This window comes from Bosea sp. AS-1 (assembly GCF_002220095.1).
Lineage (GTDB): Bacteria > Pseudomonadota > Alphaproteobacteria > Rhizobiales > Beijerinckiaceae > Allobosea.
Window position 1 is genome coordinate 1,294,632 of record NZ_CP022372.1, and the last position, 18,753, is coordinate 1,313,384.

Below are 18,753 nucleotides of genomic sequence, written 5' to 3' on the forward strand. Positions count from 1 at the left end.
CGATCCGGGGATCCCGGGCGGCGCGGTCGCCCCGGGGTCCCCGCCTTGCACGATGAAGGGACGCTCCCGATGAAGACCCTCGCCATCTCGACCCTGACGATCTGCGGCATCGAGGAACTGCCGAGCAACAGCGCCCGCGAGGTGACGCATGTGCTCTCGGTGCTCGATCCGGACCGTGCCGAGATCGAGGCCTTCGACGCCTATGGCGAGCATCACCGCGTGACGCTGCGTTTCCATGACATCATCGAGCCCCGTCCGGGCCAGATCATGCCGGCGCCCGAGCATGTCGGGGCGATCCTGAATTTCGGCGAAGGCCTGCGCGAGACCGCCGCCGCCCGCCTCAAGGGCCACCTGCTGGTGCATTGCCACATGGGCATCTCGCGCTCGACCGCGGCGATGCTGACGCTGATGGCCCAAGCCGACCCGGACGAGGGCGAGGATGGGCTCTTTGCCCGGCTGCGCGAGGTTCGTCCCCAGGCCTGGCCGAATTCGGTGATGGTCGGCTTTGCCGATGCGCAGCTCGGCCGCGGCGGCCGGCTGACCGAGGCGCTGGGGCGGCATTACGGCCACCAGATCGCGGTGCAGCCGAAGTTCCGCACCTGGATGAACGACCTCGGCCGCAAGCGCGAGCTCGAAATGGCGGTGTGAGCCACACCGCCATCGCACGGCTGCTTCAATCCATCGCCTGCGGCAGCGGCTGCTCCTCGTAGCTGACCTCGCGGTCGCCCGGCCACTTGATACGGTAGGCCAGCCGGATCTCCTTTTCGCCGCCGGGCGGCAGGTCGAAGGTCCAGGAGGAGACGCCGCGCTTGTCGCCGACCTGTTTCTCGGTCGGCGGCGTGGTCTGGGCCGTCAGGGTCTCGATGGTGATCGCGCTGTTTTCCGAGAAGGGAATACGCTCCAGCACCGTGACCTTGACGGGTTGCGCATGCAGGCTCTTCACCACGGTGCGGAACTCGCGCTGGTCGGTGCGGCTCTGGGCGAGCCAGCGCGGCTCGTTCTCGCGGCGCTTCACCGGCGCATAGCTGACCTTGATGCGGTCGTCGGCGCCGAAGCCGAGCGCGACTTCGTCACCGGGCGTGACGAGGCCGATGCGGCCCATGCCGACATAGGTGCCGTCGCGATGCAGCGCGACCTTGCCCGGCAGCAGCGGGGCCTCCTCGTCATGGTTGAAGCGCGCTTCGAGGAAGGCTTTCTGCTCGAGCTCGGGCACGGCGCGGGCCGACAGGCCGGGCTCGGCCTTGCGCTCGGTCAGCACGACGGTCTTGGCGGTGCCGTCCGGCGAGACGGTGGCGCGGCCCGGCACCTGGAAGCTGGCCTGATAGGGACCGGATTCGATGGCTGCCTGCGCGACATCCGCGGCGATCGCAGGTTTCGCGAGGGCGTCCGCTGGCGCGGCGATTTCCGCGGCCCGGTTGCCGAGCGTCGGAGCCGGTGCGGCGCGTTCGCGTTCCGCCTTGCGGGCGAGGGCCTGAGCGCGGGCTCGTGCCTCGGCGACGATCTGCGGCTCGAAGAAGCTGACCTGCATGGGCTGGAGCTCGGGAGCGCCTGTGCCGCCGGCCGAACGGGTCGTGGAAAGCGTCAGGGCGACGTCGTTCCAGTCCTCGCCGGTGCGCTGGCGGATCTCGGCGCGGCGGGTCAGCGTCAGCGCCGGCTTCTCGGCCGTGGTCGACAAACGCGCCTCGTAGCCCGGAACCCATTGGGCGCCGCTGACGCGGTAGCTCACCGTGAATTCGGCGGCGACGGGCTGGGGCGCCTCGACCGCGATGGCGACGTCGCGCTTCGGCGCGCCGGGGCGAGCGCCCTGCGGGCGGGCCCGTTCGAGAGCGGCGATCTCCGCCGTGATGTCGGCGAGCTTCGTCCGCTCTCCGCGCAAATCATTCTGGACCTTGACCAGCGCGGTGCCGATCGCCTCGAACACGGCCGGCCAGTCGGAGACGGGCAGGGCCTTGCCGTCGGGGCCGAGCTTGTCGGGGCCGACCTGGGCGAAGCGCTCGATGGTGGCGCGCTGGGCCTCGATGGCGGCGATGCGGCCCTCATGCTGGCCCTTCTCGTCGCGCAGCGCCTTGAGCTTGTCCTCGACGGTCTTGTCGAGCACCGGCTTCGCGTCGCCCGGCGTGATGCGGACATCGACGGCACCGACCGAGAAGGCTCCGTCGCCCTTACCCTCGACCCGGATCGAGGCCGGGTCGATCGTTGCCGGCAGGCCGCGCAGGACGATCTGCGAGGCGCCCTGCAGCAGGGTCGCCTTGCCGAGGCGGGTGACCACGGCACCGTCCGGATAGATGGTGACGCGGTCGATGCGGCTGTCGAGATCGGTTTCGGCGGCGGCGGCCATGCCCGGCATGAGGAACAGGGCAGCGGCAATATGGTTTCGAATCAAAATCATCCCCTCCCAAGCGCAATCACGAAGCCATGATAGGCCCATGGAATTCGGCGCACCCAAGGCGAAATCGAGCCCGACTGCGGATAGATTCGTCCAGGCTTTTTCTCGTCCTCCGTTCGCAGGAGCGCGGGCAGGCGGTCTCATCCTGACGGCGGGCGGCAGCGTCCCTGCTAACGAAACGAATGTGACAGGAGATCCCGGATGAGCACGATCTTCAGCGACGCCCTGATCAGCCCGGCGCCGCATCCGGAGATTCCGCCGGAGCAGCGGATCTTCGAGCCCTTCATCGGCGGCTGGGATCTCGTCGTGAGCTGGTACCGGCCGGACGGCACGGTCGAGCGCCGGCTCGACGGCGAATGGCACTTCGCCCGCGTGCTGGAAGGGCGCGCCATCCAGGATGTCTGGATCGTGCCGCCGCGCGGACAGCGCGCGCTGGTGTCGGAGACCTATGAATACGGCACGAGTCTGCGCTTCTACGAGGCGGCGGTGCAGGGCTGGCGCTCGGCCTGGGTTGGCCCGCAGCATGGCGTCGTCCATGTCTTCGTTGCGCGGCGCATCGGCGAAGAGGTCCGGCTGGAGACGACATTGCCGGACGGCCAGCGGATGCGCTGGCGTTTCCTCGACATCGCGACGGACAGCTTCACCTGGCTCAACGAGCGGGAGACGGACGGCGAATGGCGGCTGACGCAGGATTTCGCGGCACGACGGCAGCGGCGCTGAAGGCCACGCGACGACGACGGGTCTATCGGCGATACAGTCCGTCCAGCGAAATATTCGCGGCGAATTGCGCACCGCACGGCTCGGTTTGGGCCGCGCGCCAGCTGCGCGCATCGACCCGGCTCACGGTCACGACACAACCCTGACCCATGTCGATCTTGCCGCTGTCGCCTTCGAGGCGGACCACGCCGTCGGCCCCGCTGGCATAGACATCGCCTGCGGCGGCGCCGCCCTTGCCGACATAGGTCGCGCTGATCGAGAAGGCCACCATGCCGTCAACGGGCCCCGCGACGACCAGGCTGCCCTGATCGCGATCGCTGTTGCCGCGGTGGAACTCCGTCGTGGCGCTGCGTCCGCCTTTGGTGCCGATCAGCTCGAAGATCCGCTTGTCATAGCTCTGTTTGACGCAAGCGGCGTTGCCGCAAGCCATCAGGGCGTCGTGCCAGCTCTGCTGGCTGGCGCGAACCTTGTCCCGGTCCTCACCGCGCAGTGCGGCGGCGAATAGCCGGGCCATGAGGCCGTCGCGCGCGCCGAGATCCTTGTCGCCGCAGATGATGCGCTCGGCCGGGGTCGTCGCCTTCGAGCATGAAAAGCTTGCCGCCTGCGCTGCCGGGAGCGGCAAGACCAGGGAGGCTGCGAGGAGCAGGCTCGAACTCAATCGATACAAGGTCACTTCATCGCTCCGTCGATCGGAACCCGGCGTGGAACGAGGCCGACTATGGCGATGATCGCGGCATTCATTGGGCCTGAAGCGAAATTCGGAGGCGAGACGATCAGCCGCCGGAAAGGTGGCTGACGAGGATCGACGTCCCCAGCGCCATGAGGGCGAGCCCGCCGAGCCTTTCCAACCAGCGCCCGAAGGCGGTTCCGATCAGGTTGCCGGCCATCATCCCGCCCGTCGACATGACGAAGGTGGCGAAGCCGATGGCACAGGCGATGACGACGATGTTGACCTGCAGGAAGGCGAGCGACACGCCGACGGCCATGGCGTCGATGCTGGTGCCGACCGCCGTCGCGAGCAGCACCCACCAGGAGCGGCCGCGGGCCGCCGCTTCCCGTTCGGCGGCGGGCTTCAACGAATGCAGCACCATCCGGCCGCCGACGATGCCGAGCAGCAGGAAGGCGATCCAGTGGTCGATCTGCTCGACATATTTGCTGGCGACGATGCCGGCCGCCCAGCCGAGCAATGGCGTAATCGTCTCGACGATGCCGAACACCATGCCGGTGCGAAGGGCTTCGGCCAGCCGCGGCCGGTCGGTGCCGGCGCCACGGCCGAGCGAGGCGAGGAGGGCATCGACGGACATGCCCATGGCGAGCACTGCAATCGAAAACGGTGACATGACGAACCTGTCGATGGACATCGGGACCGACGATCCGGCAGGGCCTGTCCTTCACCCCGCGGTCGTCACGGTCTCGCTGGGCCGGTCTGTCCGGCTGATCGCACCACGCGCCGTTCGCCGCGAGTGTGTTGATGCGACCGCGCGCCCCGGGCGCGCCGCTACTCCCCGATGGCCGGCAAGTAGTCCGAAGCGGCTCCGGCTGTCAATGTTCAATTAAATCAATATCTTAGTTATAATAAGCATTTGCAATAAGACGACGGCGGCCGGGGCCGCCGTGGCCGGGTTTGGAGCGTTGCGGGCTCAGGCGCGCCCGCGCTCGCTGGCATGCGGCTTCACCCGCCGATCGATGAAATTGCGCAGCTCGGTGACGCGGCGCTCGGCGTCGAGCACCTCGCGATCGAGGCCGTGGGCCCAGGCGAGATCTTGGCGCGCCGGGTCGGCGTCGAGAGTGCGCAGGTCCTCCAGCCAGTCCTTGGCGGCGGTCTCGTCCTTGCGGAAACCTTCCCGGATCAGCTCCGGCACCATGCGGCCGAGGATGGAAGCGACGAGCCCCAGCGAGAATTCGGGATGATACTGCACGCCCCAGAAGGTGCCGCCATTATGGCGGATCTCGGCGGCCTGGACCTGGCTCACGCTGTTGGAGGCGAGGATCGTCGTGCCATGCGGCGGCAAGGCGACGGTGTCGAGATGGATCGCCGGGGCATCGAAGGCGGCGGGCCGGCCGGCGAGGAGCGGATGGCCGCGGCCGATCTCGGTCGGCGCGATGCGGCGGGCGAAGCCGACCTCGCGCCCGTTGGGATTGGCGGTGACGGTGCCACCGGCCGCGACCGAGCCCATCTGGATGCCCCAGCAGGAACCGAAGCAGGGTGTGCCGCTGGCGTAGATCGCCTGCATCAGATCGATCTGGCGGGTGACCGCGGGCTGGATCTCGTAGATGTGCAGGGCCGAGCCGGTGAGGAAGATGCCGTCATAGGATTCGAGCCCGGCTCCGTCCGGCAGGTTGGAGCCTTCGTCGGCCGGCAGGCAGATGTCGGAGATGATGCCGGGCGCGATCGCCGCCACCTCGGTCGCATAGGCCTCGGCCGGACTCGCACCATAATCCCTGACATAGCTCGCGCGCTGGTCGCGCGTGTTGCCATCGACGAAGAGCAGGCGGAGCGGGCGTTGGCCGGTTTCGATCATCGGGGAATTCCACTGGGGATGCATCGGACGACGGGCGGGTGTGCGCGCAATCTCATAGGAGGAGCGCCTTGCGCAAGGTTATTGCAGGGATCCTTCATCGCGACAGGGCGGAAACGTGCACCCAGACCGGACTTCCACGCTGAGCTGGCCGCGGCGCATCTGGAACAACGCCTATCTGCTGATGATCCTGACGACGCTGATCTGGGCGGGCAACGCGGTCGCCAGCCGGCTCGCCGTCGGCAATATCACGCCGATGGCGCTGACCTCCTTCCGCTGGATCGGCGTGTGCCTGATCATGCCCTTCCTGCTGCGGCGGCAGATCGTGGAGCACTGGCCGCAGATCAAGGCGCATTGGGTGTTCATCGCCCTGCTCGGCATCGCCGGCTTCACGGCGTTCAACACGCTGATGTACATCGCCGCCTATTCGACCTCGGCGATCAATATCGGCATTCTGCAGGGCGCCATTCCGGTCTTCGTGCTGCTGGGCGCCTTCGTCGCCTACCGGATCCCGATCGGCGCCATGCAGGCGTTCGGCGTGCTGGTCACCCTGCTCGGCGTCGCCGTGACCGCGAGCCGCGGCGATATCCATGCGCTTGCCAATCTGCGCTTCGCCGCGGGCGACCTGCTGATGATCCTCGCCTGCATCTTCTATGCGGGTTACACCGTCGCGGTGCGCAACCGGCCGAAGATGCCGCCGCTGGTGTTCTTCACCGTTGCCGCCAGCTTCGCCTGCGTGATCGCGCTGCCGCTGCTCGCCATCGAGATCGGGATCGGCCAATACCACGCGCCGACGCTGACCGGCTGGTGCATCCTCGCCTTCACGGTGATCGGGCCGTCGATCCTGTCGCAGCTCTCCTTCATGCGTGCGATCGAGCTGATCGGACCGGGCCGGGCCGGCGTCTTCGTCAATCTCGTGCCGGTCTTCGCGCCGATCCTGGCCGTGCTGATCGTCGGGGAGCCCTTCGGCCTGCATCATGCGCTGGCGCTGGCGCTTGTGCTCGGCGGCATCTTCATCGCCGAGCGGCTGGGCCGCTGAGGCGCGCGCAGCGCTTCAGCGCAGCGCCGAAACCGCCAGCTCTGCGACTTCCGCCAGTGCCGCCTCGCGCTGCGGCGCATCGGCGCGTGATCCGGCGAGATAGGTCACGATGACGAAGCGCCGCCCATCCGGCAAAGTGGCGATGCCGATATCGTTGGTGGCGTGGTTGATGCCGTCCGTGGTCAAGCCGGCCCCAGTGCGGTGGGCGAGCTTGGAGCCGGCGGGCAGGCCCGCCTTGATGCGGTCGGCGCCGATCTTCGTCTCGGTGATGACCTTCATCAGGAAGGCGTTGTGCGCGGGATCGCGCAGCCAGTTGCCCTGAGCGAGCGCTTCCAGGAAGCGTGCGCTCGCTTCCGGCGTCGCGGCGTCGCGCTTGTCGACGAGCGCCTTGGCGAGCGAGGCGATGCGGTATCGCGGCTTCAGCGCCCTGAGCTTCGCCCGGAAATCCGGCTCATCGACCACCTGGTCCCAGCCGAAGCCGGGCAGGCCATAGATCTCGGGCTGGAACTGGCGCTCGTAGCGGTCGACGGACATGCCCTCGATGCCACCGTCGCGCAGCATCTTCGTCACGACCTGCGGGCCGCCGATCTCGCGCATCAGCAGGTCGGCGGCGGTGTTGTCGCTCTCGCCGGCCGCGAGCCGGATCAGTTCGCTCAGCGGATAGTCGTTGCGCTCGCCCTTGAAGGCTTTGACGAGCGGGCTGTGGAACAGCGAGAAATCCTTGCGGGTGACGGTGATCGGCTGGTCGAGCTTGAACTTGCCGGCCTCGACCTGCTGCAGCACCGCGACCGCCAGCGGCAGCTTGAACACGCTCTGCATCGGGAAGGTCTCGGCCCCGCGATGCGACCAGAGCTTGCGGTCCTTGAGATCCAGCAGCGCGACGCCGAGCCGGCCCTTGGCCTGCTCCTCGATGCCGCCGATCTCCTTGTCGAGCCTGGCCCTGTCCCAGTCGGCCAGCGCCGGCAGCGCGATCAGGCAGGCGAGGGCGGTGCAGGCAAGGCGAAGGCGGGCAGGCATGGGGCGTTTCCTCATGATGTTCGCATCAGAGGGAACGGACATTGCGGCAGCGTTACGGCGGCGTGTCAGACAGGCGCGTCATTCTCGTCGTCGCAGAGCGCAAGCTCCACCGGACAGTCCTCGATGCCGAAGCATTCCGGCAGGAGCAGCTTCAGCCGTTCGCGCAGCGCCTCGAGCGATTCCGCCTCGGTGACGATGCCGAGCTCGCCCGTATCCATCGCATACCAGAGGCCCGCCGCCTCGTCGCGGCGGACCTCGAAGCGGATCGGTTCCAGCGCCGCCTCCTGTCGGGAGGCGACGATGGCCCGCAGGGGATTGATCACGATCAGAACCGCAGGCGCCGGGCGCGCTTGACCATCGGGATCTCGTGGATCTTGTCGAGCAGTTCGTCCGAGATCGCCTCGTCGACCGCGACGTAGCAGATCGCGTCGCCGCCCGGCTTGTCGCGGCCGAGCGAGAAGGTCGCGACGTTGACGCCGGCGCCGCCGAGCAACGAGCCGAACTGGCCGATGAAGCCCGGCTTGTCGGCGTTGCGCACATAGAGCATGTGCGGCGCGAACTCGGCGTCGACGGCAATGTCGCGGATTTCGACGATGCGCGGCTTGCCGTCATGGAAGACCGTGCCCGAAGCGTGGCGCGGCATGTCCTCGGCCTCGACGACGATGCGGATGACGCTTTCGAGATTGCCGGCGACCTCGCGGGTCAGTTCCTCGACGACGATGCCCTTCTCCTTGGCGATCAGCGCGGCGTTGACCATGTTGATCTCGGGCAGGAAGGGGCGCAGCACGCCGGTGATCGCGGCGGCCGAGATCGCCTTGAGGTTGAGGGCAGCGACCGCGCCCTCATACTCGATGCGGATGCCCTTCACGGCCGCCTCGGTGAGCTGGCCGAGGAAGGAGCCGAGCTTTTCCGCCAGATCGACGAAGGGCTTCACCCGCGGGGCTTCTTCCGCCGTGATCGAGGGGAAGTTGACCGCGTTGGTGATCGCGCCCTTGAGCAGGTAGTCGCTCATCTGCTCGGCGACCTGCAGGGCGACATTCTCCTGCGCCTCGTTGGTGGAGGCGCCGAGATGCGGGGTGCAGACGACGTTATCGAGGCCGAAGAGCGGGTTCGATTCCGCCGGCTCGACCGAAAACACGTCGAAGGCGGCGCCCGCGACATGGCCGGACTTGATCAGATCGGCCAGTGCCTGCTCGTCGACGAGGCCGCCGCGGGCGCAGTTGATGATCCGCACGCCCTTCTTGGTCTTGGCGAGGTTCTCGGCCGAGAGGATGTTCTTCGTCTTCTCGGTCATCGGGACGTGCAGCGTGATGAAGTCCGAACGCTTCAGCAGGTCTTCCAGCTCGACCTTCTCGACGCCGAGCGCGACGGCGCGCTCCGGCGAGAGATAGGGGTCATAGGCGATGACGCGCATCTTCAGGCCGATGGCGCGCTCGGCGACGATCGAGCCGATATTGCCGGCGCCGATCAGGCCGAGCGTCTTGGCCGTGATCTCGACGCCCATGAAGCGGTTCTTCTCCCACTTCCCGGCCTGGGTCGAGGTATCGGCGGCGGGGATCTGGCGGGCGAGCGCGAACATCATGGCGATGGCGTGCTCGGCGGTGGTGATCGAGTTGCCGAAGGGCGTGTTCATCACGATCACGCCGCGCGCGGTCGCGGCGGGGATCTCGACATTGTCGACCCCGATGCCGGCGCGGCCGATGACCTTCAGGTTCTTCGCCTGCTCGAGGAGCTTGGCGGTGGCCTTGGTGGCCGAGCGGATGGCGAGGCCGTCATAGTCGCCGATCACGGCGGCGAGCTTGTCCTTGTCCTTGCCGAGGCTCGGATCGAAGGTCACGTCGATGCCGCGGTCCTTGAAAATCTGGACGGCGGCGGGGGAGAGGGCGTCGGAAATCAGGACCTTTGGTGCGGGCATGGGAGGCTCCGGCTGGCGCCGCGCTGCACAGGGAGCGGTCTGGCGCTGAGAAGGGGGAGGGCGTCATGGTCGCCCTTGTGGCGACCATCCACGTCTTCGCGCGGCTACGCGCCGCGCTGTCGGATATCGGTTGCGCCGCCCGTCTCGAACGCTCGCGATGCCATTGGCGAAGCAAGACGTGGATGGTCGGGACAAGCCCGACCATGACGTGGCGGAGGCGAAGCGCTTACGCCGCCTTTTTGCCCAGGCCCGCCTTGGCCTCGGCGAAGGCGTATTCGATCCAGGGCAGCAGCGCCTTGAGGTCGCGCGACTGCACGGTCGCGCCGCACCAGATGCGCAGGCCGGGAGGGGCGTCGCGATAGTGGCCGAGATCGTAGCCGGCGCCGGCCTTCTCGATGATCGAGACGACCTGCTTGGCGAAGGCCGCCTGCGCGTCCGCCGGCAGGGCCGTCACGGCCGGGTCGGTGAACTTCAGGCAGACCGACGTGTTGGAGCGCGTCTTCGGCTTCACGGCCAGGAAGTCGATCCAGTCGTTCTCGCGCACGAACTTGGCGATGACGCGGGCATTGCCGTCGGCGCGCTTCACCAGGCCGTCGAGCCCGCCGACCTTCTGGGCCCATTCCAGCGCGTCGATATAGTCCTCGACCGCGAGCATGGAGGGGGTGTTGATGGTCTCGCCGGTGAAGATGCCCTCGATCAGCTTGCCGCCCGAGGTCATGCGGAAGATCTTCGGCAGCGGCCAGGCCGGCTTGTAGCTTTCGAGCCGGGCGACGGCGCGCGGCGAGAGTACGATCATGCCATGCGCGGCCTCGCCGCCGAGCACCTTCTGCCAGGAGAAGGTGACGACATCGAGCTTTTGCCAGTCGAGGCGCTGGGCGAAAGCGGCGGAGGTGGCGTCGCAGATGGTCAACCCCTCGCGATCGTCGGCGATCCAGCTGGCGTCGACGACGCGCACGCCGGAGGTGGTGCCGTTCCAGGTGAAGACGACGTCGCGGTTCTTGGTGTCGACCTTCTTGAGGTTCGGCAATTCGCCATAGGGGGCGTCGAAGGTGCGGACGTCCGCAAGCTTGAGTTGCTTGACGACATCGGTGACCCAGCCGGCGCCAAAACTCTCCCAGCTGACCATGTCGACGCCGCGGGCGCCCAACAAAGACCAGAGCGCCATCTCGACGGCGCCGGTATCGGAGGCCGGCACGATGCCGATGCGGTAATCGGCCGGGACCTGCAGCACCTCGCGCGTCAGGTCGATCGCGCGCTTGAGCTTGTCCTTGCCGATCTTGGCGCGGTGCGAGCGGCCGAGCGGGGCGTCGGAGAGGGCTTTGAGGTTCCAGCCGGGGCGCTTGGCGCAGGGGCCGGACGAGAAATTCGGCACGCGCGGACGCGTGGCCGGAGCAGTATTCGCCATCGATGTCTCCATCCTTACAGATGGGCGCGCCCCGTTGGGGGGGCGTGTCCCGTCGATGGGGGTAGGATGGGAGGGCGGGGCGAGTCAAGCGGAACAGGAAGCACAAGCTTTGTCGCAGGCTCGTTAGCTCCTTTTTGGTTTGATCGTGGTAATTGAATCTGAGCCAGGAATAATTCGGCCAAACCGATGCTGCCATATCGCTACGTTGCATATATCGATGAGGCTGGTGATCCGGGCCTAAACCGCGTGAAACCTATCGACGAGAGAGGCGCGAGCGAGTGGCTGATTGTTTCGGCGGTCGTCGTCTCAAGTGATAATGAACCTAGATGCGATGACTTAGTTCGGTCGGTGTCCGCAAATTTCAAGAATTTTCAGTCAAATCAACTTCATTTTGCGAAAATGAATGAAGCCAAGAAGATATTCGCCTGCACGCAACTATCTGAATTTCCATGTCGGATATTTGTTGTTGCGTCTAACAAGAAAAACATGAAGGGCTGGAGAAATCGATTTGCTGAACTAAAATCTCTCGATAAAAATTGGTTTTATTGCTGGCTAACGCGCATATTGCTTGAGCGAGTGACGCATTGGGTCGCTTCGCATTCCGCTGCAAAATACGGTCAATCAGAGAAACTAAAAATCTCGTTTAGCAATAGAGGTGGGTTATCTTATTCCCAGATGAAGGTCTATTTTGATTGGCTAAGGATGAAATCAAGCGCAAATGCACTCTTTCTCCCTCTTGGCGATTTGAGATGGGACGTAATGGAGAGGGAGTTGGTAGATATATCACCCTCTCATGAACGGGGCGGGTTGCAGCTAGCTGACATTGCGGCAAGTGCATTTTTCAAAGCTTGCGATAAATTCGATACTGGTGCGTGCGATCCCCGTTTCGCAAAAATTCTCAAATCAAGAGTTGCGTTTACGAACGATGTCGACGGCTATCGCATTTACTCAGGGTATGGGGTCAAACTGATGCCATCTTTCAAGATGGCAAATCTGTTGCCTGAGCAAAAAGAGATATTCGAGTTTTTCGGTTATCCAAGGCAGTGGTGGGATCCGAAACCGTCTACTCCGGGGGCGGATAGCCCAACTTCTAAGTGTTGAGCGTCCCATCGGACGCCACGGATCGAATCGTCCGCAACCCGATCTCGGAATCCCAGCGTTATATTCTGCTTTCTTTCGTAAAAATCAATAAGAATCAAATATTTAGGTAAGTGTTTGATACGACTCCGGTTTTGCCGGTGAAGCACCTCTTCTGCCTTGGTTGACAGTTACGCATCCCATACGAGGAAGCGTTCCCCTTGGCGCTCCCGGCCGTCGTTACAGGTTGTCGCGACCCATGGCAAAAACTGAGGAAGCAAGACCTTGCAGGGTGATCGGGCTTTGCTGTGCGCTGATCAGCGTGGGTCGTTTACCCAAGGACTTGCACGATATGTCCGAGTTTGTGGCAGAGATTGCCAGCCGCTGGGCAGAATGATGCGATATATGAATTTCCGCGAATTTCGAACGGAGATCGCGGTGACGTTTCTTCAGTTGGCTTATCTTCTCATTGCGTTCTCATACATACTGGCGGCCGTAGCACTTTATGCCGGGCATTGAGATCGCCCGCGCACTCGAAGGCCACCAACACAACAGAGCTGCCCAAAGCTTAGGGTTGTCGTGCTTCCCAACATCCTCACTGCTGCCGTGGCTTCGTTAGAAAATTTATCCCCGCCGTCCCACGCCGCCCCTATCCTCACCCCACCTCGTCCCCGAGGGGCAGCCATCCGGAGGTATGCCGTTGGCGGGGCGGGGGCGGCGCCTGCGGGTGGGGTTACGACCCACTCCCGGGAGGCTTCGGGGCACCGCCCTGGGGGTACTACGGCCCCTGTGCGAGGAGCTCGCTGGAAGGCATGGCGGCACCGCATCTGCGGGGCCAGGACGCGACAAGGCCGGCAGCGGACCGAAAACGGCTTAGCCCCTTTCGGGATCATCCGCTGCACGAGACAAAGGAGATCGCGCAAGCGTCTCTGCCGAACTGGCGTCGAGGCCCGCAGGTCAGCGAAACGCCCTGCCGTATAAGCGCGGCCCGGAGACTGAAGAACGCCGGCAAGCGGAGCGCCACGGGGCGTGCGGATGGTGGCTCAATCCATCCGCGCCGCATCCTGGCTCAATGGAAGCGGCTCGATACAACCTGCGCCTCGCGGCGCTCCGCTGCCCCTCATCCGTCAACGCCCACGCCCCACGGCGCGGGCGGCGATGACGCCTGCCGAAATCCCATCCCGCCCCTCTCCACATGGCAGCGGGGCTCCCCGCGCCCTTTTCGGGGCCGATTGCGCTAAGCTCACCGCCCAAAGCGATTCACGGAAACCTCGCCATGGCCAAAAAGACCCCCGAACAGCTCGCCCAGGAATTCGAGGGCCGCAAGGCCAAGGGGCTGGCCAAGGGCGGGGCGGCCTACTGGCCCAACATCGTCGCCAATGCCGTGCTGAAGCTCACCGCGGCGCGGGCCGAGATCACGCCTGCGACGCTGATCGAGATGATCGAGCTGGAAGCGCCGACGCTGGACGTCACGGTCAGGTCCGGCGCGACGGAGGCCGTGGCGCGGTTGAAGCAGGCTATCGCCAAGGGGGCCTGACCAGAACTCGTCCCCGGCCTGGCCCGTCATGGCTGTCCTCGGCCCGGTTCGTCACCGGGGAGGGCCATCCGGAAGCAGGTCGTGTGGAGGGATCGAGGGCGGGGCCTGGGGGCGGGCAGTCCGCCACCCCGGGGAGAGCCGGGGTGGCGATCGTGTCGCGGATCGTCGCGAGCCCTGTGCCGGCTCAGGCGCCCTTCAGATGGGCGTTGCACTGGCTGTAATAGCCGCCGCCCTTCTGGATCCATTTCAGGCCGCCATTGCCAGTGCCGTTGCCGGCCTTGTTGGCGTTGTACTGGTCGTTGCAGGTCTTGAACCGCTGCTTGCCGGCCGAGAGCTGCGAGTATTTCGGGTCGACCTTGCTCGGGAACACGGCGTTGCCGGCCGGTGCGGCCGAGGGGGCGGCGGCGGGTTTCGGCGCGGCCGGGGCGGTCGCGGTCGTTGCCGCCGGCTTCATCGGGTTGGCCGGGGCGGGGGCCGTCGCGGCGGGGGCGGCGGCCGGGGCCGCAGCGGCGCCGTCGCTGCACTGGGTCTTGCGGAAATCGTTCCAGGACTGGCCGTTCAGCGTGTTGCCGGTCTTGGCCGCCTGATACTTGGTGCTGCATTCCTTCATCGTCAGCGCGAGCGCCGGCGTCGAGGCCTGCAGCGTGAACCCGCCGGCGAGCGCGAAGAGGCCGGCTGCAAGCGCGAATCTGGTCTTTGTCATCTGATCCTCCCGGTCAAGGGACGCCTGTCGATGCCGCTGCGGCCGGGCGGGTCATTCCGGGCGGTCGGGCAGCAGGAGCAGGGTTAAACCTGCCCAGATGAACCGTCGCTGACGATTTTGGCCGGATTTCGGCCATGTTTCGCCAGATAGACCCGCGCCGCGTTGCCGCCGAAGATGGCGGCGCGATCGGCGGCGGGCAGCGTCGCGGTGAGGCGTGTCGCCGCGGCGAGCCAGCCGGCATAGGGCGCGCGCAGCGTGACGACGGGCCAGTCGCTGCCCCAGAGCAGGCGCTGCGGCCCGAAGCAGGCGAGGAGATGCGCGAAGACTGGCGCGAGCGTCGCGTCGTTCCAGTCCGGCCCGGCTTCGGTGACGAGGCCGGAGAGTTTGCAGACGGTGTTGGGCCGGGCGGCCAAGGCCGCGATGCCGTCGCGCCAGTCCGCGAGATCGGCGCCGGTGAGGTCCGGCTTGGCGCCGTGGTCGACGACGACCGGGAGGTCCGTCTCGCGGTCGAGCAGGGCGAGCAGTGCCGGGATCTGCGGCGGCTTCACCAGCGCGTCGAAGACGAGGCCATGTCGCGTGAGTGCCGCGAAGGCAGGGGCGAGCTCGGGTCGGGCGAGCCAGTCCGGATCGGGAATGTCCTGCACCATGGGGCGCAGGCCCACGAGCAGCGGATCGGCCGCCAGCGCGGCGATGCGGGCGGGGGCGTCGGGGGCCTCGAAATCCGCCCAGCCGACGACGCCGGCGACGAACGGGGTAGCTGCGGCGATGTCGAGCAGGAAGCGCGTCTCGGCCTCGGTCGGCGCGGCCTGGACGAGGATGGTGGCAGCGATATCGTGCTCGGCGAGATGCGGGGCGAGGTCGGCGGGCCCGAAGTCGCGATGGATGGGCTTGAGCGCGGGCGTGAGCCAGCCATAATCGCCGCGGGCGAGCTGCCAGAAATGCTGGTGGGAATCGATGCGGGGCAGGCTCGTCACGGGCAGCTCTCGCGGAAGGTTCCGCACCGGAAGGGAGCGGTGTGGCGCTACTATGTGCACGCCAACATGTTAGCTTGCAACCGACTCGAAACCGGATTAGCGTCCAGCCCGATCGCGGGAAAGGGAGGTGCTGCCTCCCTCCCGTTCCGCGCGACATGAAAGGCCCGAACGGGCCGTCTTTCTAAGTCCTGGGGAGGACGCCGATGACCGATAGCATTCTCAAGCCGACGCGCCGTGTCCTGCTGGCCGGCGGCGCTGCCGCGCTCGCCTCGCCGCTGGTGCTGCGCAAGGCGCAGGCGCAGGGCGCCTTCGACTGGAAGAAGTTCTCCGGCCAGTCGATCGACGTGCTGCTGGTCAAGAATCCGCGCTCCGACCTGATGCAGCAGGCCGAGAAGGAATTCACCGAGCTCACTGGTATCAAGGTCTCCTCCGAGCAGGTGCCGGAGCAGCAGCAGCGCCAGAAGGCGGTGATCGAGTTCGCCTCGGGCAAGCCGAGCTTCGACGTCAGCGGCATCTCGCTGCATGTGCAGAAGCGCATGGCGGCCAAGGGCAAGTGGTTCGAGAATCTCGAGCCCTTCATCAAGAACGCTTCGCTGACCTCGCCCGATTTCGACTTCGCCGATTTCGGCGCAGGCCCGGTCGCCTATGCGCGCCAGGCCGACGGGGCGCTCGATACGATCCCGTTCTTCGTCGACTACTGGATGATCTACTACAACAAGGAGCTCTTCGACGCGAAGAACGTCTCCTATCCGAAGACGATGGACGAGATGTTCGCCGCGGCGCAGAAGCTGCACGACCCTGCCAAGGGCGTCGCTGGTTTCGTCTCGCGCGGGCTGAAGAACGCCAATATCCCGGTCTGGACCTCGCTGATGCTCGGCCAGGGCATGGAGACGGTCTCGACCGACGGCAAGCTGCTGACCGACACGCCGGAGGCGATCTGGGCGGGCGAGCTCTACAAGAAGCTCAACAAGGAGACCGGCCCGGTCGGGCAGGTCGGCTTCAACTGGAACGAGTGCCAGACGACCTTCATGCAGGGCCGTGCCGCGATGTGGCTCGATGGCATCGGCTTCGCCACGCCGCTGGAGGATCCGACCAAGTCGCGCATCGTCGGCAAGGTCGGCTATGGCGTGACGCCGCCGGGGCCGAAGGCGCATTACGCCGGCATGTTCGCCGACGGCATGGGCATCTCGCGCGGCTCCTCCAAGAAGGAGGCGGCCTGGCTCTACCTCCAGTTCATGACCAACAAGAAGAACCAGATCGCGATGCTCAAGGCCGGCGCGGGCGCGCCGGGCCGGTCCTCGGCTTATCTCGACACCGAGACGATCCAGGCTTCGAAATTCGGCAAGCAGTATTTCGAGTGCCTGCTGGCCTCGGCCAAGATCGCGCGCGCCGGTCTGCCGCAGATCGTACCGGTGACCGAGTTCCGTGACGTCTTCGGCGTGGCGCTGACCAATGCGATCGGCGGGGCGGATGTCGCGGCCGAGCTCAAGAAGGCGACCGAGACCTTCGCGCCGGTGCTCGCCAAGAGCGAGCAGGGCTGAAGGCGCGAAGCGGGAAGCGTCATGGTCGGGCTTGTCCCGACCATCCACGTCTTCCGCCATCGAGATCGGTGTTCAAGACGTGGATGCTCGCCACAAGGGCGAGCATGACGAGTGGTTTCCAGTGAAGCAGAACGCATGACCAGCACGTCCCTGCCAGCCAGCATGCCGAGCACGGCGCAAGCGAGCGCCGCTACGGCCTCGGCCGATTTCACGCCACGCTACTGGCTGTTCTCGCTGCCGGCGGTGCTGGTCATCGCGGCGGTGATCGTCTTCCCCTGGCTGTTCACGCTCTACATGTCCGGGCAGGACTGGAAGATCGGCGGCGGCTCGGAGTTCGTGGGCTTCGGCAATTTCACCGAGCTCTCGAAGGATACGCGCTTCCTCGAATCGATCTGGCACACGGTCTATTTCACCGTCCTCGCCGTCGTCCTGCCGATCCTGTTCGGCACGGCGGCGGCGCTGGTGTTCCACCGCGAGTTTCCCTATCGCGGCTTGCTGCGCACCATCTTCGTCATGCCGATGATGGCGACGCCGGTCGCGGTCGCGCTGGTCTGGACGATGATGTTCCACCCGCAGCTCGGCGTGCTGAACTATCTGCTTTCGCTGGTCGGCATTCCGCCGCAGGGCTGGGTCTACGACCCCGGCACGGTGATCCCGACGCTGGTCATGGTCGAGGTCTGGCATTGGACGCCGCTCGTCATGCTGATCGTGCTCGGCGGCCTCGCCGGACTGCCGCGCGAGCCCTATGAGTCCGCGCTGATCGACGGCGCCAATGACTGGCACATGTTCCGGCACATCACGCTGCCGCTGGTCTGGCCCTTCATCATGGTCGCGATCGTGATCCGCACCATCGATGCGCTGAAGGCCTTCGACACGATCTTCGTGATCACGCAGGGCGGGCCGGGGACGGCCTCGGAGACGCTGAACATCTTCCTCTATCTGCAGGCCTTCCAGTTCTACAAGATCGGCTACGCCTCGGCCGTCGTGGTGATCTTCTTCGTCATCATCATCATGCTCTCGCTGCTGCTGCTCTATGCGCGACAGAAGTCGAAGTGGAACGCGTGATGAACCGCTTCGCCAAGAAACTCGGCTTCTGGGCCTCGGTCTTCGTGCTGGTCTCGCCGGCCGTGCTGGTCTTCCTCTGGATGATCTCGCTCTCGTTCAAGAACGAACTCGACAACACCGCCTTCCCGCCGGTCTTCATTCCGAACCCGCCGACGCTGAAGAACTATGTCGACGTCTTCGCGCAGAACAATTTCGGGCTCTATCTCTGGAACTCGATCCTGGTTACGGGCGGCGCGGTGCTGCTCGGGCTCATCGTCGGCGTGCCGGCAGGCTACGGCATCGCGCGCGGCAAGGCGCATAAATTCGCGATCCTGATCCTGATCGCGCGGATGACGCCGGCGCTGTCCTATCTGATTCCGCTCTTTCTGCTGTTCCAGATCACCGGACTGGTCGGGACGATCACGGCACTGGTCATCACCCACCTCGTCATCACCATCCCGATCATCGTCTGGATCATGATCGGGTATTTCGAGAATGTGCCGATGGAGCTGGAGGATGCCTCGCGCATCGACGGCGCCACGACCTGGCAGGCCTTTCGTCATGTCGCGCTGCCGCTCGCGAAGCCCGGCATCGTGGTCGGCGGCATCCTCGCCTTCATCTTCTCCTGGAACAACTTCATCTTCTCGGTGGTGCTCGGCGGCAAGGCGAGCCGGACGCTGCCCTCGGCCGTGTATAACTCGCTGACTTTCGAGCAGATCTCCTGGGGACCGCTGGCGGCGGCGGCGCTCCTGGTGACGTTGCCCGTGCTGCTCGTCACCGTCATCGCCCAGCGCCAGATCGTCGCCGGACTCTCGGCCGGAGGCCTCAAGGACGGCTAGGCAACATCGCGTGGACCGCCTGTGGGCGGTTCTGTCCTCA

General features: G+C 65.8%; 18 protein-coding genes. 8 read left to right on the forward strand and 10 right to left on the reverse strand.

The window, feature by feature from the left end:
• The first annotated feature begins 69 nt into the window (after window positions 1-69).
• A complete protein-coding gene (locus CE453_RS07720; protein WP_089174055.1) occupies window positions 70-648 on the forward strand; it encodes a tyrosine phosphatase family protein in 579 nt (192 codons plus the stop codon).
• A 25-nt stretch (window positions 649-673) separates the two neighbouring features.
• On the opposite strand, the gene CE453_RS07725 is transcribed toward CE453_RS07720, so the two are convergent.
• Window positions 674-2,389, reverse strand: a complete 1,716-nt coding sequence (locus CE453_RS07725) for a mucoidy inhibitor MuiA family protein (RefSeq protein WP_157732940.1) — start codon at window positions 2,387-2,389, stop codon at window positions 674-676.
• Between the two features lie 198 nt (window positions 2,390-2,587).
• Here CE453_RS07725 and CE453_RS28480 point away from each other — a divergent pair, with 198 nt between their 5' ends.
• Window positions 2,588-3,106, forward strand: coding sequence for a hypothetical protein (locus CE453_RS28480; RefSeq protein WP_157732941.1), 519 nt, complete (start codon window positions 2,588-2,590; stop codon window positions 3,104-3,106).
• 22 nt (window positions 3,107-3,128) lie between these two features.
• Here the strand turns inward: CE453_RS28480 and CE453_RS07730 are convergent, their stop codons facing one another.
• The 3 genes from CE453_RS07730 to CE453_RS07740 all read right to left on the reverse strand — a co-directional run bounded on the left by CE453_RS07730 (window position 3,129) and on the right by CE453_RS07740 (window position 5,625).
• Window positions 3,129-3,617: a lysozyme inhibitor LprI family protein gene (locus CE453_RS07730; RefSeq protein ID WP_157732942.1), complete on the reverse strand. Its 489-nt coding sequence runs from the start codon at window positions 3,615-3,617 to the stop codon at window positions 3,129-3,131.
• A 259-nt stretch (window positions 3,618-3,876) separates the two neighbouring features.
• A complete protein-coding gene (locus CE453_RS07735) occupies window positions 3,877-4,443 on the reverse strand; it encodes a manganese efflux pump MntP (protein WP_089177766.1) in 567 nt (188 codons plus the stop codon).
• A gap of 300 nt (window positions 4,444-4,743) precedes the next feature.
• Window positions 4,744-5,625 carry a type 1 glutamine amidotransferase gene (locus CE453_RS07740; protein ID WP_089174058.1) on the reverse strand — a complete coding sequence of 294 codons (882 nt, stop codon included), beginning with the start codon at window positions 5,623-5,625 and terminating at the stop codon, window positions 4,744-4,746.
• Window positions 5,626-5,740: 115 nt separating this feature from the next.
• Here CE453_RS07740 and CE453_RS07745 point away from each other — a divergent pair, with 115 nt between their 5' ends.
• Entirely contained in the window at window positions 5,741-6,661 is a 921-nt protein-coding gene (locus CE453_RS07745; protein WP_248307989.1) for a DMT family transporter, read from the forward strand.
• 15 nt (window positions 6,662-6,676) lie between these two features.
• On the opposite strand, the gene bla is transcribed toward CE453_RS07745, so the two are convergent.
• The 4 genes from bla to CE453_RS07765 all read right to left on the reverse strand — a co-directional run bounded on the left by bla (window position 6,677) and on the right by CE453_RS07765 (window position 10,998).
• A complete protein-coding gene (bla, locus tag CE453_RS07750) occupies window positions 6,677-7,678 on the reverse strand; it encodes a class A beta-lactamase (RefSeq protein ID WP_157732943.1) in 1,002 nt (333 codons plus the stop codon).
• A 65-nt stretch (window positions 7,679-7,743) separates the two neighbouring features.
• Entirely contained in the window at window positions 7,744-8,001 is a 258-nt protein-coding gene (locus CE453_RS07755) for a DUF1902 domain-containing protein (protein WP_089174060.1), read from the reverse strand.
• A 2-nt stretch (window positions 8,002-8,003) separates the two neighbouring features.
• The gene (gene serA, locus CE453_RS07760) at window positions 8,004-9,593 is read right to left on the reverse strand and encodes a phosphoglycerate dehydrogenase (RefSeq protein WP_089174061.1); all 1,590 of its coding nucleotides are present in this window, start codon (window positions 9,591-9,593) and stop codon (window positions 8,004-8,006) included.
• 226 nt (window positions 9,594-9,819) lie between these two features.
• The gene (locus tag CE453_RS07765) at window positions 9,820-10,998 is read right to left on the reverse strand and encodes a phosphoserine transaminase (protein WP_089174062.1); all 1,179 of its coding nucleotides are present in this window, start codon (window positions 10,996-10,998) and stop codon (window positions 9,820-9,822) included.
• 186 nt (window positions 10,999-11,184) lie between these two features.
• On the opposite strand from CE453_RS07765, the gene CE453_RS07770 reads away from it, so the two are divergent.
• On the forward strand, window positions 11,185-12,099 hold the full coding sequence (locus tag CE453_RS07770) for a DUF3800 domain-containing protein (protein ID WP_089174063.1): 915 nt from the start codon (window positions 11,185-11,187) through the stop codon (window positions 12,097-12,099).
• 1,252 nt (window positions 12,100-13,351) lie between these two features.
• Complete coding sequence (locus tag CE453_RS07775; RefSeq protein WP_089174064.1) at window positions 13,352-13,612, forward strand: hypothetical protein; 261 nt, start codon at window positions 13,352-13,354, stop codon at window positions 13,610-13,612.
• A gap of 184 nt (window positions 13,613-13,796) precedes the next feature.
• Here the strand turns inward: CE453_RS07775 and CE453_RS07780 are convergent, their stop codons facing one another.
• Together CE453_RS07780 and CE453_RS07785 are read right to left on the reverse strand one after the other, a co-directional pair.
• The gene (locus CE453_RS07780) at window positions 13,797-14,315 is read right to left on the reverse strand and encodes a hypothetical protein (protein ID WP_089174065.1); all 519 of its coding nucleotides are present in this window, start codon (window positions 14,313-14,315) and stop codon (window positions 13,797-13,799) included.
• An 83-nt stretch (window positions 14,316-14,398) separates the two neighbouring features.
• The gene (locus CE453_RS07785) at window positions 14,399-15,289 is read right to left on the reverse strand and encodes an amidohydrolase family protein (protein ID WP_349236639.1); all 891 of its coding nucleotides are present in this window, start codon (window positions 15,287-15,289) and stop codon (window positions 14,399-14,401) included.
• A 203-nt stretch (window positions 15,290-15,492) separates the two neighbouring features.
• On the opposite strand from CE453_RS07785, the gene CE453_RS07790 reads away from it, so the two are divergent.
• From CE453_RS07790 to CE453_RS07800, 3 genes are all read left to right on the forward strand, one after another.
• Window positions 15,493-16,830: an ABC transporter substrate-binding protein gene (locus CE453_RS07790; protein ID WP_089174066.1), complete on the forward strand. Its 1,338-nt coding sequence runs from the start codon at window positions 15,493-15,495 to the stop codon at window positions 16,828-16,830.
• A 135-nt stretch (window positions 16,831-16,965) separates the two neighbouring features.
• Window positions 16,966-17,895 carry a carbohydrate ABC transporter permease gene (locus tag CE453_RS07795; protein WP_089174067.1) on the forward strand — a complete coding sequence of 310 codons (930 nt, stop codon included), beginning with the start codon at window positions 16,966-16,968 and terminating at the stop codon, window positions 17,893-17,895.
• Window positions 17,895-18,713: a carbohydrate ABC transporter permease gene (locus tag CE453_RS07800; protein WP_089174068.1), complete on the forward strand. Its 819-nt coding sequence runs from the start codon at window positions 17,895-17,897 to the stop codon at window positions 18,711-18,713. The genes CE453_RS07795 and CE453_RS07800 overlap by 1 nt, the downstream gene beginning before the upstream one ends.
• Window positions 18,714-18,753: the final 40 nt, after the last annotated feature.